This is a genomic window from Wenzhouxiangella psychrophila (assembly GCF_042310375.1).
Lineage (GTDB): Bacteria > Pseudomonadota > Gammaproteobacteria > Xanthomonadales > Wenzhouxiangellaceae > Wenzhouxiangella.
The window spans coordinates 108,961-122,868 of the sequence record NZ_JBHJMQ010000001.1; the positions used below are offsets into that span (position 1 = coordinate 108,961).

The 13,908-nt window shown below is 65.0% G+C and carries 10 protein-coding genes; 6 read left to right on the forward strand and 4 right to left on the reverse strand.

Annotated features, from left to right (window positions below; translation table 11 throughout):
• Window positions 1-97: 97 nt before the first annotated feature.
• Together ACDC66_RS00485 and putP are read right to left on the reverse strand one after the other, a co-directional pair.
• Window positions 98-2,647, reverse strand: coding sequence for a tetratricopeptide repeat protein (locus tag ACDC66_RS00485; protein WP_376694710.1), 2,550 nt, complete (start codon window positions 2,645-2,647; stop codon window positions 98-100).
• Between the two features lie 18 nt (window positions 2,648-2,665).
• Window positions 2,666-4,120, reverse strand: a complete 1,455-nt coding sequence (gene putP / locus ACDC66_RS00490; RefSeq protein WP_376694711.1) for a sodium/proline symporter PutP — start codon at window positions 4,118-4,120, stop codon at window positions 2,666-2,668.
• 360 nt (window positions 4,121-4,480) lie between these two features.
• Between putP and ACDC66_RS00495 the strand changes: the two genes are divergently transcribed.
• The 3 genes from ACDC66_RS00495 to azu all read left to right on the forward strand — a co-directional run bounded on the left by ACDC66_RS00495 (window position 4,481) and on the right by azu (window position 10,838).
• Window positions 4,481-6,784 carry a PKD domain-containing protein gene (locus tag ACDC66_RS00495; protein ID WP_376694712.1) on the forward strand — a complete coding sequence of 768 codons (2,304 nt, stop codon included), beginning with the start codon at window positions 4,481-4,483 and terminating at the stop codon, window positions 6,782-6,784.
• Between the two features lie 158 nt (window positions 6,785-6,942).
• Complete coding sequence (locus tag ACDC66_RS00500) at window positions 6,943-10,242, forward strand: S41 family peptidase (RefSeq protein ID WP_376694713.1); 3,300 nt, start codon at window positions 6,943-6,945, stop codon at window positions 10,240-10,242.
• Window positions 10,243-10,385: 143 nt separating this feature from the next.
• Entirely contained in the window at window positions 10,386-10,838 is a 453-nt protein-coding gene (gene azu / locus ACDC66_RS00505; protein WP_376694714.1) for an azurin, read from the forward strand.
• Between the two features lie 69 nt (window positions 10,839-10,907).
• On the opposite strand, the gene ACDC66_RS00510 is transcribed toward azu, so the two are convergent.
• Complete coding sequence (locus ACDC66_RS00510; RefSeq protein ID WP_376694715.1) at window positions 10,908-11,174, reverse strand: hypothetical protein; 267 nt, start codon at window positions 11,172-11,174, stop codon at window positions 10,908-10,910.
• 162 nt (window positions 11,175-11,336) lie between these two features.
• A complete protein-coding gene (locus tag ACDC66_RS00515) occupies window positions 11,337-11,762 on the reverse strand; it encodes a DUF3429 domain-containing protein (RefSeq protein ID WP_376694716.1) in 426 nt (141 codons plus the stop codon).
• 171 nt (window positions 11,763-11,933) lie between these two features.
• Here ACDC66_RS00515 and ACDC66_RS00520 point away from each other — a divergent pair, with 171 nt between their 5' ends.
• The 3 genes from ACDC66_RS00520 to ACDC66_RS00530 are packed head-to-tail and all read left to right on the forward strand — an operon-like array spanning window position 11,934 to window position 13,853.
• Window positions 11,934-12,779, forward strand: coding sequence for a cytochrome c oxidase assembly protein (locus tag ACDC66_RS00520; RefSeq protein WP_376694717.1), 846 nt, complete (start codon window positions 11,934-11,936; stop codon window positions 12,777-12,779).
• Between the two features lie 31 nt (window positions 12,780-12,810).
• Window positions 12,811-13,269 (forward strand): copper chaperone PCu(A)C, encoded by a 459-nt coding sequence (locus ACDC66_RS00525; protein ID WP_376694718.1) that lies wholly within the window; start codon window positions 12,811-12,813, stop codon window positions 13,267-13,269.
• A complete protein-coding gene (locus ACDC66_RS00530; RefSeq protein WP_376694719.1) occupies window positions 13,266-13,853 on the forward strand; it encodes an SCO family protein in 588 nt (195 codons plus the stop codon). Before ACDC66_RS00525 ends, ACDC66_RS00530 begins: the two co-directional genes overlap by 4 nt.
• The last annotated feature ends 55 nt before the right edge of the window (window positions 13,854-13,908 follow it).

Sequence of the window (13,908 nt, forward strand, 5' to 3'; positions counted from 1 at the left end):
AGTCGCCCGTATCGGCGATGGACGCATCATGCGCCGGGGCGATGAAGGCGGGATCAAGCTGAAATGAAGGACTTGTGCGGTTTGTGTGAGGGAAGCATCAACGCCCGGCGTCGATCTTCTCCAGCAGTTGCCGGGTATCGGCCAGTGCCGGGTGCGGCGCCTCGTCGTGAAGTTGTTGGTACGTACCCAGGGCCTGTCGCGCATATTCGGACGCCTGCTCGAAATCGCGGCTTTGGAAATGCAGCTCGGCCAGGGTTCTGAGGTTGTCGGCGACGTGGTGATGGCGCTCGCCGAGTTCGGCGCGATTCATCTCCAGCGCGCGCTGGAGCAGGCCGACAGCGCGTTCGAAGTCGCCCAGCACCATGTGAGTGGCGCCCAGGTTCCCGAGGACGAGCGCAATATCGTGATGGGACTCGCCGTAGCGGCTGCGGTAGATCCTGAGCGCCTTTTCGAGCAGTTCGAGGGCTTCGGCATGGTTGCCCTGCGCCCTCGCCACGCTGGACATGGCGTTGTACAGCACGGCGACCGAGGGGTGGTCATTGCCCATACTGGCCTCGCGGATGGCGAGCGCCTGTTCGTAGTATTTTTCGGCCTCGTCGTATTGCTCCAGGTTGGCGTACGCCCAGCCCATCTGGTAGAGCACGCTGCCCACGGCCGGATGATCCGCATTGAAGGCATTGCGGCGAATCGCCAGGGCCTCGCGAAAAGCCGGCAGCGCTTCCTCGGCCCGGCCGGTCTGAACCAGCAGCGAGGCCAGGTTGGTCAGCGAAAAGCTCGTGGTCGGATGGTCCTCGCCGAGCACGCTCCGGCGCAGTTCGATGGCGCGTTCGTAGTGATCGCGGGCCAGTTCGTTGCGGTCGGCCGTGGCATGCAGCAGTGCCAGGTTGTTGTGGGACTCGGCCAGCTCGGCACTGCCCGGCTGGTGTTCCAGGCGAATGGCCAGGGCTCGTTCCAGGAGTTCGCGAGCCTCGTCGAGGCGACCCAGGGAGTAGAGCGTCAGGCCGAGGCCGTTGATGAAACCGGCGCGAACCGGCGGCGCTTCGTCAGCGACCATCGCCAGCGCTCGACGATGGGCAGACTCGGCCTCGCGGTAACGCCCCTGCGAGGCGAGGGTATTGGCCCTGAGGGCCCAGGCCTCGGCTCGCACCAGCGCTGTGGCCCCGGGCTCGGATTCGAGCATTTCGACCGCCTCCAGCGCCAGCCGCCCGGCCTGTTCGTAATCGGCCAGACCGCGATGGACGCGTGCCAGGATCCGGTACATTTCGGCCTGGACCTGCGGAGACTCGTTGAGGACGCGGATGCGTTCGGCACCGCGGTCGACCAGGTCACGCGCGCTCAGTTCCCGCTGGCGCGCGCGCCAGGGATCGGCCTGTTCGAAAAGCCCGATGAGGAACTCGCTCACCCGTTCGGTCTTGCCGGCTTCCAGCCGCGCGCGGTCGCGTTCTACGGCCGCCTGCTGCGCCTGCCAGCTGGTTCCCGCCAGTCCAAGCACCAGCAGGACGGCGGCCAGTGTGCTCAGGCCCACGGCAAACGGGTTGCGTTGGACAAAACGGGTGGTCACGTAACGGCGGCTCGGGGTGCGGACCTGCACCGGTTCACAGCGGCGGTAGCGCTCGATGTCGCGAATCAGGTCGGTGACGGAAGCGTAGCGGTCTTCGGGGCGGCTCGCGCCAGCCGTGGCAATAATTGCGGCCAGGTCGTCACGACGCGGGCAGTGCCGGCCCAGGCGCATTGCCAGGAGTCGGGCGTCGTCGGCAAGCTCCGGGTCCAGGCGGTCACCGGTGAGCATCCAGAAGAGCAGCGCGCCCAGCGACCAGAGGTCGGATTGCGTCGATACCGGTTCGCCCGCTCGCAGTTCAGGCGCCGACCAGGCCGGCGTGAGGGCACGAATGCGATTGTGCGGGTCGTCGGCCTCGCCGGCAAGCAATCGGGCCACACCGAAGTCCAGCAATCTGACCCGGCCGTCGTCGCCGACGCGGACGTTGGCCGGCTTGATGTCCCCGTGGACGACCCGGCGCTGGTGGGCGTGGCTGACCGCTTCGGCCAGCGGCAGGAAGTGGCCGAGACAGGCGAGGCAGTCGCCGACGTGGTCATCGCGGCAGCGATGCAGGTCCCGGCCGCCAACCCATTCCATGACCAGCCAGGCCTGCCCGTCGTCCGTCGTTCCGCCGTCGAGGATGCGCGCGATGTTGGCATGATCGAGCCGGGCCAGGAGCTGACGCTCGAGGGTCAGGCGGGTACGCAACCGGCGATCGCGCCGCATGCGAATGACCTTGACGGCGGCCTCCATCTCGAAGGCGCCGTCGGCCCGTTCGGCGCGGTAGACGTGACCCATGCCGCCGCGCCCGACCAGTTGCGTGAGCTCCCAGGCGCCCAGGCGGGTGCCCTTCGGCAGCTCGGCATCGTCGCCGTCGAGCTCGGTGACCGCCGAGTCGGCGACCTCGCGGATCATGGCCTCGAGGTGGTCGGCCTTGTCCGAAAGCGCCTCGAGCAGCGGGCCCAGCCACCGGGTCAGGCGAGGGCAACGCTCGGCGAGGCGGTGAAGGCGCTCGCTGCGCTGGCTTTCGTCGAGTTCGAGCAGCCGCTCGAACTCAGCATCGAGAACCCGCCGTCTGAGCGGCGTCAGTCGCCCGGTACGCTTGCTCATCGTCAGCCGGGCACCCGGTCAGTCGAGCATGCGCTGGTACTGCTCGGTGGCGCGGTCGTCCGGAACGATCAGGCTGAAGATCCAGGCCGCCAGGGCTGCGAAGATGGCGCCGGGCAGAATCTCGTAGACGTCGAACAAACCGCCTTCGAGCGGCTGCCAGACCAGCACTGTCACGCCGCCGGCGAGCATGCCGGCAATCGCGCCCGCACGGCTCATCCGGGACCAGTACAGCGAGATCACGATCACCGGCCCGAAGGCCGCACCCAGTCCGGCCCAGGCATAGGAGACCAGGTCGAGCACCTTGCTGTCCGGGTCGCGGGCGAACCACAAGGCGACCAGGGCGATCGCGATCACCGAGATGCGCCCCACCCAGACCAGCTCGGTCTGGCTGGCGCCGGGTCGAAGCAGGCCCTTCCAGAAGTCCTCGGACACCACCGAGGAGGCGACCAGCAGCTGCGAGTCGGCCGTCGACATGACGGCAGCCAGGATCGCCGCCAGGCAGATGCCGGCCACGAGCGGATGGAAGAGCACCTCGACCAGGCGCATGAAGACCTTTTCGGTATCGGCGCCGGTCAGCGTGGTCTCGAGTCCGCCGATACCGGCCAGGCCCACCAGCACGGCGGCGGTCAGGCCGATGGCGGCCCAGCTCACGGCGATACGCCGTGCGGCGACCAGTTGGCTGGCTTTGTGGATGCCCATGAAGCGCGCCAGGATGTGCGGCTGGCCGAAGTAGCCCAGGCCCCAGGCCATCGCCGAGATAATCGCGATCAAACCGATCGCTTCGCCAGAAGCATCGGTGAACGGATTGAGCAGCTCGGGGTTCTTGTCGCGAACGGCCTCGAACAGCCCGGTATCGCCGGTGCCGAACACCATCAGCGGTACCGCCACGAGCGCCAGCAGCATCAGCAGCGCCTGCAGGGCATCGGTCCAGCTCACCGCGAGGTAGCCGCCCATGAAGGTGTAGATGATGATCGCCAGCACGCCGGTCGACACGGCCCACATGTAGGACAGGCCAAAGACTTCCTCGAACAGCCGGCCGCCGGCGACCAGGCCGGAGCTGACGTAGAGCGAAAAGAAGATGAAGATGAAGATGCCGGGCAGGATGCGCAGGATGCGCGAATTGTCGGCGAAGCGGCGCTGGAAGTAATCCGGCAGGGTGAGCGAGTCGTCGAGCCGCTCGGTGGCGGTGCGCAGCCGCGTGGCGACCACCAGCCAGTTCAGCCAGGTGCCGATGAGCAGGCCCAGCGCGATCCAGCCGGCCTCCAGGCCGCTGAGATAGGCCGCCCCGGGCAGGCCCAGCAGCAGCCAACCGCTCATGTCGGACGCGCCGGCCGACAGGGCCGTGACCCCGCTACCCAGCGATCGCCCGCCAAGGATGTAATCGGAAAGATCCTGCGTGCGCCGCCAGGCGATGATGCCCAGGGCCAGCAAGACCACGAAATAGAGTGCAAAGGTGATGTAGATGCCGCTCATGACTGCATTCCCTCCCGAATGAGTAACGACGGAAACGGCATGGCCGTGCCGCCTGGTTGTACGGCCTCCTCCCGGCCGTTCAGCGGATGGTAGCACGGCGCTTTTTTCGCCTATTGCCTTGACAAGGGGTTGCTAATGTGTTCATGCTGAAAAGATGCGCTGCTTCACAAGAAGTGGCGTATTTGCATCAAAAGACCACAAAATATTGTCCTTGAAGCGCATCAATCAGGAATCGAGAATCGCCGCCGTGGCGGCGGAAGGCGAGTCTGAGCGCGATACCAGGCCCCAAGGGGACGAGACGGGGAAACGGGATGCGAGGACAAGGTCACCCCAACCCATCTTCTTAGTGGAGGAACATTCATGAATCATCGAGCATCGAGACTGGCCGCGCTCGCGGGCGCTGCCGGCCTGCTGCTGTCCGGGGCCGCACTGGCCGAAGACGGCCGCTACATCATCCAGTTTGCCCCCGGCGCTGCCGGCCAGGGCAAGGCGGCCGTTTCCGCCATGGGGGGCGACGTCAAGATCGACCTGACCAACCGCAGCGTCAACGCGGTGGCGGCGACCTTGCCGGAACAGGCGCTCAACGGCCTGCGCAACAATCCCAACGTGCTCAACATCGAGGAAGACTCGCGGGTCTACCCGATGGCCGAGACCGTGCCCTATGGCATCACGATGACCCAGGCCGACCAGGTCAGCGATTCGAATGCCGGCGGCAAGAACGTCTGCATCATCGATTCGGGTTACCACGCCGGTCACTTCGACCTGGAAGCCAACCCGGTCAACGGACTGAACCTCAGCGGCAGCGGTGATCCGTTCGTCGATAGCTGCGGTCACGGCTCGCACGTTGCCGGTACGGTTGCTGCCGTCAACAACGGCGATGGCGTGATCGGCGTGATGCCGGGCGCCAACATCAACCTGACCATCGCCAAGGTCTTCGGCGATGACAACTGGACTTCCGGCTCCTGCGATTGGAGTTACAGCTCCGGCGTCATCGAGGCCGCCTATGCGTGTGCCGACGCCGGCGCGGACGTGATCAACATGAGCCTGGGCGGTGGCGGTGCTTCGAGCACGGCCGAGCAGGGCTTCCAGGATCTGCTTGACCAAGGTGTCCTGTCGATTGCCGCGGCGGGTAACGACGGTACAACCAACCTCAGCTACCCGGCCAGTTATCCGGCCGTGGTGTCCGTTGCCGCGATCGACGAAAACAAGTCGGTTGCTGATTTCTCGCAAAAGAACAGCGCAGTCGAACTGGCTGCCCCGGGTGTAGCTGTGATGAGCACGGTGCCCACCATCAGCGCAACGGCGGAAGTCAACGGTTCGAGCTATACGGTTTCGGCCCTTGACGGCTCGGCAAGCACGACTGCTTCCGGTGGCCTGGTTGACGGCGGCCTTTGTGACAGCGCCGGCAATTGGTCCGGCGATGTCGTTTTGTGCGAACGCGGCTCGATTTCTTTCGGTGACAAGGTCGCCAACGTCGAATCCGGCGGTGGTGCGGCCGCGATCATCTACAACAATGAATCCGGCGGATTCCTGGGTGTGATCGAGTGCAGCGGACCGTCCTGGAAATCGTGTTCCAGCATTCCGGCAGTGAGCACCAGCGACACCAACGGTGCCGACATGCTGACTCAGTTGGGCAGCAATGCAACGGTCTCGACCGAGTCCACCGCCCCGGCCGACGGCTACGACAGCTATGACGGCACCTCGATGGCGAGCCCGCACGTGGCCGGTGTTGCCGCCCTGGTCTGGAGCCAGGTTCCGACGGCCACGGCTACCGAAATCCGCGATGCCCTGGCGGCCACGGCTGAAGACCTGGGCGATGCCGGTCGCGACAACAGCTACGGTTACGGCCTGGTTCAGGCTGCCGACGCGGTTGCCTACCTCGGCGGTGACGGCGGCGGTGACGAAAATACCGCACCGACGGCCTCGTTCACCTACTCCTGCACCGACCTGAGCTGTGACTTCGACGGTACGGGTTCCAGCGATGCCGACGGCGATTCGCTGAGCTACAGCTGGGAATTCGGCGACGGTGGCACGGCCAGCGGTTCGACGGCCAGCCACACCTATGCCAATGATGGCAGCTACACGGTGACCCTGACGGTCAGCGATGGCGAAGCCAGCGACAGCGACAGCCAGACGGTCACCGTCAGCGCTCCGACCGAGGAAAACGAAGCACCGACGGCCTCGTTCACGTCCTCGTGCACGGACCTCGGCTGCAGCTTCGACGGTTCGGGTTCCAGCGACAGCGACGGTTCGATTGCCTCGTACGCCTGGGACTTCGGTGACGGCAGCTCGGGCAGCGGTGAAACCGCCAGCCACAGCTACGCGGCCGGTGGTGCTTACACCGTGACCCTGACCGTGACCGACGACGATGGCGCCACCAATTCGACCAGCCAGGACGTGACGGTCGAAGAGCCTGTCAGCGACGGCATCACCCTGTCTGCTTCTGGCTACAAGGTGAAGGGTCGTCACAACGTGGATCTGGCCTGGGACGGTGCCGAGTCCACCAACGTCGATATCTATCTCGATGGCGGTGTGATCGACACCACGGCCAACGACGGTGCCTACACCTGGTCGAGCAACAATCGTGGCGGCGGCAGCTACACCTTCCAGGTGTGCGAAGCCGGTACGAGCACCTGCTCGGACAGCGTGACGGTCAACTTCTGATCGCTTTCACGCGATAAGTCCTGAAAAGAGGACAGGGCCCGGTCACCTCGCGGTGGCCGGGCCTTTTTCATTTACATTCGTGACTTGTGGCGGATGCAAGTCCGCGCCCGATCGGTTAGTTTGGCCGTCCTGTGTCCAGTCAATCATCGGGATATTCCATGAAAAGCATTGTTTCCTGCGTGTCGGCGGCCCTCGTGCTGTTCGGCGTTTCGGAAGTTTTCGCAAGCGACGATGGCGAGCCGACCCGCCTGCTCAGCCACCCCGCCGTTTCGGCCGATCACCTGGCCTTCGTCTATGCCGGCGATCTGTGGATCAGCGACCGCGACGGCAACGAGCCGCGTCGCCTGACCAGTGCGGCGGCCGAAGAGAACAACCCCTACTTCTCGCCCGACGGCAAGCGCATTGCCTATGCCGCCGAGTACGAGGGCAACACCGACGTCTATATCATCGATGTCGACGGTGGCCAGCCGATGCGGCTGACCTGGCATCCGGGCAGCGACGTGCCGGTCGGCTGGAGCGCCGACGGCAGCGAAGTCGCTTTCGCCTCGCGTCGCGAGACCGACCACGGTCGTTCGGCGCAACTGTGGCACGTGCCGGTCGACGGCGGTGCGCCGGCCAGGCAGATGGAAGCACGCTTTTTCCGCGGGCGCTGGGATCAAGACGGCGAACGGCTGGCCTATATCGACCACGGCCCGGCTTACAACGGCCTCTACGGCGGTTCGGCCGGCTGGCGCGGCTATCGCGGCGGCACCACGCCGTCGATCCGCATCATCGAGCCCGGCGAGGGCGATGTGGTCGACGTTCCCGGCGATCGCGTCAACGACATCCAGCCCTTCTGGATGGGCGAGCAGGTGGTCTTCATTTCCGACCGCCACGAAAAGCGCCTGAACCTGCACGCGTTCGACACCGCCTCGGGCGAGATCGAGCGCCTGACCGACCAGGCCGACTGGGACGTGCACTGGGCCGATGGCCATGGCGAACACATCGTGTTCGAAGCCGGCGGCGAACTGCACGAACTGAATATCGCCAGCGGCGAGCGCCGCACCCTCGAGATCGCGCTCAACCCCGACCTGCCGCAACAGCGCACCGAGTGGCAGAGCGTCCAGGGCAACATCGAGCGTGTCGGGATCTCGCCCAACGGCAAGCGCGTACTCGTCACCGCCCGCGGTGAGATCTTCACGGTGCCGGTCGAGCACGGCTCGACCCGCAACCTGACCGTATCCGACGGCCAGCGCGAATACCCGGCCCTGTGGTCGCCCGAGGGTGACCGGATCGCCTGGATTGTCGAGTCGCTCGATGGCCAGGAACTGGTGGTCGCCGACCAGCACGGCGAGGTGAGCGAACGCCACGAGCTGGGCGCGGACTTCTACCAGCTCGAAGCCTGGGATGCCTCCGAGGGTCGCATCGCCTACTCCGACAACGGCGTGAGCCTGTTCGTGATCGATCTCGAAGACGGTGATCGCGACGAGATTGCGCGCTCGGCCCGCATGGGCAATTACGACGTCGCCTTCTCGCCGGACGGCCAATGGCTGGCCTACACGCTCAACCGCGACAACTACCTCAGTGACCTGATGGTTCACGATTTCGACTCGGGCCAGTCGACGCGGGTCAGCGACGGCATGGCCGACGTGGCCTCGCCGGTCTTCAGTCGTGACGGCAAATACCTCTATATGGCCGCCTCGACCAATGCCGGGCCGATCCAGTTCGGCCTCGACATGTCGACGCAGGAGCGCCCGTACCGCGCCGGTATCTACGCCCTGGTGCTGGCCGAAGACGCCGAGTCGCCGCTGGCCCCGCGCACCGGCGACGAGGAGCCGGACGAGGAAAACGGTGATGAAAACGGCGACAAGAACGGCGAGGACAACGGCAAGGACAAGGACGACAAGGACGTCGAGGTTCGCATCGACTTCGACGGCCTGGCTGAGCGCATGGTCGCCCTGCCGGTGGCCAAGGGCAACTACCGCGGCCTGCAGGTCGCCGGCGACGGCAGCCTGTTCTGGATGCGCTATCCGCAGCCGGGCTCGACCGTGGAAATGCCCGGCGAGAACCGCGTCGACGAGAATCGCCTGATGCGCTTCGATTTCGAAAAACGCGAAGCCTCGACGGTCTTCACCGGCCTCAACAGCTTCGATATCAGCTCGGCCGGCAGTCACCTCCTGGTCAGCTCGAATGGATCGGTCCAGGTGGCCGAGGCCGGGGAGAAGATCGAGCCGGAGGCGGTCGACCTGTCGGGCCTGCGCATGCGGATCGACCCCGAGGCCGAATGGGCGCAGATCTTCGATGAGGGCTGGCGCATGCAGAAGGAATTCTTCTACGCCGACAACCTGCACGGTCTCGACTGGGATGCGGTGTACGAACAGTACCGTCCGCTGGTCGGGCACGTTGGCCGGCGCGAGGACCTCAACGCCCTGATGGTCGAGATGATCGCCGAGCTGCACGCTGGCCATAACCGTGTCGGCGGCGGTGACGTCCATAGCGAGTCCGGTCCCGGCGCAGGCCTGCTCGGCGCCAATTTCACCATCGAGAACGACCGCTGGCGGATCGAACGTATCTATACCGGCGAGTCCTGGAATGCTTTCCTGCAGGGGCCGCTCAACCAGCCGGGTAACGAAGCGCGCGTGGGCGAGTACATCCTTGCGGTCAACGGCCGCGAGATCACCGCAGACGACAATCTCTACGAACACCTCTACAACACCGTCGGCGAGCAGGTGATCCTGACGGTCGGGCCGGACCCGGACGGTGACGACGCGCGCGAGATCATCGTCGAGCCGGTCGACAGCGAAGGCGAGCTGCGCCTTTGGGCCTGGGTCGAGGGCAACCGAAAGGCCGTCGACGAAGCGACCGACGGCCGCGTGGGCTACGTTTACCTGCCCAATACCGCCGGAGCCGGCTACACCTTCTTCAACCGGATGTTCTTCGCCCAGCTCGACCGCGAGGCGGTCATCATCGACGAGCGCGGCAACGGCGGCGGCCAGGCGGCCGACTACATCGTCGAGGTGCTCTCTCGCCCGCACCTGTCCAACTGGGTCTACCGGCACGGCGAAATCTCGCGCACGCCCTTCGGTGCCATGCACGGACCCAAGCTGATGATGATCGACCAGGACGCCGGCTCCGGCGGCGACTACCTGCCCTACGCTTTCCGTGAGCTCGACATCGGCCCGCTGCTGGGCACGCGCACCTGGGGTGGCTTGATCGGCATCTATGCCAATCCGGGCTTCGTCGACGGCGGAACGATGACGGTGCCGCATTTCCGCTTTGTCGACGCCGACAACAACTGGTCGGTGGAAAACGAGGGCGTGGCGCCGGACATCGCCGTCGAGCTCGACCCGGTCGCCACCAACAACGGCCGCGATAGCCAGCTGCAGGCGGCCATCGAGCAGATCCGGGCGATGCTCGAAGACCATTCCGACGATATTCCCGACGAAGCGCCGCCGCTGCCGACCGAGCTCGGCCGGTAAGGACAGGCCCAGGCAACGCAATTGCGGCCCCGGACACCGGGGCCGTTTTTTATTGGGCCACGAGACGCCTTGATGCCGCGACCACCTCGCCCCCATATCCTGTAATACGCACCCAAACCGAAATGCCCCAAGGAGTTACAGACATGAATATGTTGTTACGCATCAGTGGCCTGCTTGCCGCAACGGCGCTTTCCGGCAGCCTGATGGCACAGGACTGCGAGCTGACCATCGACAGTAACGACCAGATGAAATACGACAAGGACTCGCTGACGGTCAGCAGTGACTGCTCGGAGGTTACGCTGACGCTGACCCACAGCGGAAAGATGGCGGTCGAGCAGATGGGCCACAACTGGGTCCTGGCCGAAAGCGGTGACGTTCAGGCGATTGCCCAGGACGCCGTCCCGGCCGGGCTGGAAAACGATTACCTCAAGCCCGGAGACGATCGGGTGATCGCGGCCACCGAGCAGATCGGCGGCGGTGAGTCGACCAGCGTCACCTTCAGCCTGGACGGACTGGAAGCCGGCGGGGACTACGAGTTTTTCTGCAGCTTCCCCGGCCATGTGGCCATGATGCGCGGCGAATTCATCATCGAGTAACGACGCCGCTCAGTACCAAAAAAGCGCCCGCAGTGCGGGCGCTTTTTTCTTTCCACGAATGAACGGGGTTTACGGATCCTTGCGCAGGATAACGTAGTCCCATACGGGTTTCGTCAGGAATCCTCCATCCTGCTCGGCGTCGAAGACTTCCGACGGCACGCCGACGGCCTCGGCCTCTTCCCAGTCAATCATCGAGTCATCGTTCTTGTCGACTTCCTCGAATTCGGGCAGGTCGTCGGGCAGCTGGTCCGAATAGTCCTTGGTGTGCTGCTGCGCGGCCAGCGGGGCGGCCAGGGCCGCACAAACGAAAAATACGGTAATCGGTTTCCAGGTCATTGGGGTTGCTCCATTTTCTACGGTCTTGTTCATTTGGCGTCGCGTCGTTTCGGTTCGCGAACGCATCGCTTCATGCCATGTATACAGCATACCCAAGGTATCGCAACCTTGGCTGAATCCGGACTGAATCCGGGTCTGGCGCTCGCCCTGTGCCCGCGTGCATCAGGCGCTGATTTCGATGACGACCGTCAGCGCAAGCAGGGCGATGACCGTGGCGCTGATGCCCATGCGCATGCGTCGATACCAGCCCGGCTGGGTGTGTCGCACCCACAGGTGCTCCGCCGTCCAGTGCAGGGCGAACAGGACGGCCAGCAGGAGTGCGGCGGAAATCGTGGGCAGCACGAAGGCGGGCAAGGCGGCGAGCACGAGAAGAATGCTGGCGATCAGCGGGGCCTCCGGCTCCTGGGGCTTGTCCAGCGCGGCGGCCCAGAGCGTGCCGCCCATGAAGGCCAGGATCAGTACACCGTAGCCGACCAACAGGTCGAGCAGCCAATCCGGGGCCCCGGTCCAGGCCACCAATGCCCACGCGGCGAACGGCAGTACGCCGGCCCACCCGAGAATTCTTGCGGTTTGCTGCCTGCTGCGCATGCGCCTTTCTCCCATCGAGTTCATCTCTGCCGCGAACCATCGACAGGATAGCTGCCGAGCGTCCGGAGCCCTTCACACGATAGTCGGACACCTTTCCGGGCCGGTCAAGCCAAGGCCCCCCGATCACCAGCATGGACTAAAATAAGAACCTGCTCATGCAGATCGGTCGCGGTGTCGGAGTTTCTCGCATTTTTCGTGCCCTGGGAGTTCAGCTGGCTGGTCCAGATCAGCGTCTGGGGCGCCTTGCTGCTGTACTTCAACGGGCTGCGCAACAGCGCGGGCGACGACTTGCCCGGCTACGGGCCGATCATCGCTTTCGTGCTCGGCGTGGTGCTGATGTACCTGGTCACGCAGACACGCTTCGACTACTGGTCGCAGTACATGTTCTTCGTGCACCGCGGCCAGCACCTGGTGCTGCACCACCTCGCACCCTTCCTGATCGCTCTGGCGATGCCGGCGCCGGTGCTCGCGCGCGGCATTCCGCAACCGGTTCGCGCCTGGTTCACCGAACGACGCTGGCTGGGTGCGATCTGGGTCGCTGTATACCGCTGGCTGCAGCAGCCGGCGATTGCCTGCATATTGTTCGTCGGCCTGATCGCCTTCTGGCTGACGCCGGAGATCCATTTCGACGCCATGCTCAACGTGACCCTCTACTGGGTGATGAACTGGTCGATGGCGCTCGACGGGCTGCTGTTCTGGTGGCTGATGTTCGACCGGGGGCGCGGTGGTATCACGCCCCGGTTGGGATACGGCACGCGCGTGCTGCTTTTGTTCGCCGTGATGGTGCCGCAGATCGTGATCGGGGCAAGCATTGCTTTCGCCGACGCCAACTGGTTCGAGGTCTACGCCGTTTGCGGCCGCGCCTGGCCGCTCGATCCGATGACCGATCAGCATATCGGCGGGCTGATCACCTGGATTCCGGCGGCGATGATGAGCGTGGTCGGCGCGCTGGTGATATTGAGATTCTGGATCTACGACGATGCGGCGCGCAACGCCGTACGTCCGGCCGAAGCATGAGCCGGGTCAACCGAGCGACAGGAGATAGTGCATGAAAATCGTTTCTGGTGTTTTGCTGGTCATCATCCTCCTGGCCGGGGCGCTGTGGTGGGTGTCCGACATGACGCCGGCCGAGCCGATCGAGGTCGAGAACCCGCGCGTGCGCCTGGTGCCGGGCGGCGCACCGATGGCCGGCTATTTCACGATTGCCAACCACACCGACCAGCCAGTCCGCCTGGTCTCCGCAACGTCCGACGCGTTCGGGCACGTCATGATTCACCGCACGGTGGTGACCGACGGCGGCGCCCGCATGGAGCACCAGGACCAGGGGGTGCTGGTCGGCTCGGGCGAGACCGTGGCCTTCGAACCCAAGGGGCTGCACCTGATGCTGATGCGCGCGACCCGCGAACTTGAAGTTGGAGACGAAGTGGATGTCGATCTCGGCTTCGAGGGCATCGAGCCGTCCACGCGAACCGTCACCTTTACCGTGGTGCCGGTGACCTCGTCATGAATCCGTTTCGATCGGGCCTGGTGCTGACGGCCCTGCTGGCCCTGGTCGCCTGCGGCGAGGAAGGCTGGCACGGCAAGTCCATCGACGGGCTCATGCCCGAGCTTGAATTCGAACTCACCGCCGAGACCGGCGAGACGGTGACCGAGCAGGTGTTCGAGGGCCGCCCGGTGGCGATGTACTTCGGCTTTACCCATTGCCCCGATATCTGCCCGACCACCCTGGCCCGCCTGGTCGCGGCCGTGCGCCGACTGCCCGAAGCGCAGCAGGAACGGCTGCAGCTGGCCTTTATCAGCGTTGATCCCGAGCGTGACGGCCCGCAGGAGTTACGCGATTACACCGACGCTTTCAGCGAGCGCATGCTCGGGCTGACCGGCACCCAGAAACAACTCAAGGCGCTCACGCGCCGCTACCGCACCACTTACGGCTACGAGGAGCGTCGCGACGACGGCAGCTACGAGGTCAGCCACAGCTCGGCCATCTTCGTATTCGATGCCGGCCTCGAGCCGCGCCTGATGCTGCTCGACCGTCTCGGCGTGTCCGAGATCGCCGCAGACCTGGAACGACTGCTGGAAAAATCGGGGTAATCCTTGATTTGAAGGCGATTCTGGGGTATAAAGTCCGGCTCGATTTGCAACCAAT

Excerpts from the sequence above, each read along its gene's own strand:
- ACDC66_RS00485 (WP_376694710.1), bottom strand. The coding sequence starts at position 2,647 with ATGAGCAAGCGTACCGGGCGACTGACGCCGCTCAGACGGCGGGTTCTC.
- putP (WP_376694711.1), bottom strand. The coding sequence starts at position 4,120 with ATGAGCGGCATCTACATCACCTTTGCACTCTATTTCGTGGTCTTGCTG.
- ACDC66_RS00495 (WP_376694712.1), top strand. The coding sequence starts at position 4,481 with ATGAATCATCGAGCATCGAGACTGGCCGCGCTCGCGGGCGCTGCCGGC.
- ACDC66_RS00500 (WP_376694713.1), top strand. The coding sequence starts at position 6,943 with ATGAAAAGCATTGTTTCCTGCGTGTCGGCGGCCCTCGTGCTGTTCGGC.
- azu (WP_376694714.1), top strand. The coding sequence starts at position 10,386 with ATGAATATGTTGTTACGCATCAGTGGCCTGCTTGCCGCAACGGCGCTT.
- ACDC66_RS00510 (WP_376694715.1), bottom strand. The coding sequence starts at position 11,174 with ATGACCTGGAAACCGATTACCGTATTTTTCGTTTGTGCGGCCCTGGCC.
- ACDC66_RS00515 (WP_376694716.1), bottom strand. The coding sequence starts at position 11,762 with ATGCGCAGCAGGCAGCAAACCGCAAGAATTCTCGGGTGGGCCGGCGTA.
- ACDC66_RS00525 (WP_376694718.1), top strand. The coding sequence starts at position 12,811 with ATGAAAATCGTTTCTGGTGTTTTGCTGGTCATCATCCTCCTGGCCGGG.
- ACDC66_RS00530 (WP_376694719.1), top strand. The coding sequence starts at position 13,266 with ATGAATCCGTTTCGATCGGGCCTGGTGCTGACGGCCCTGCTGGCCCTG.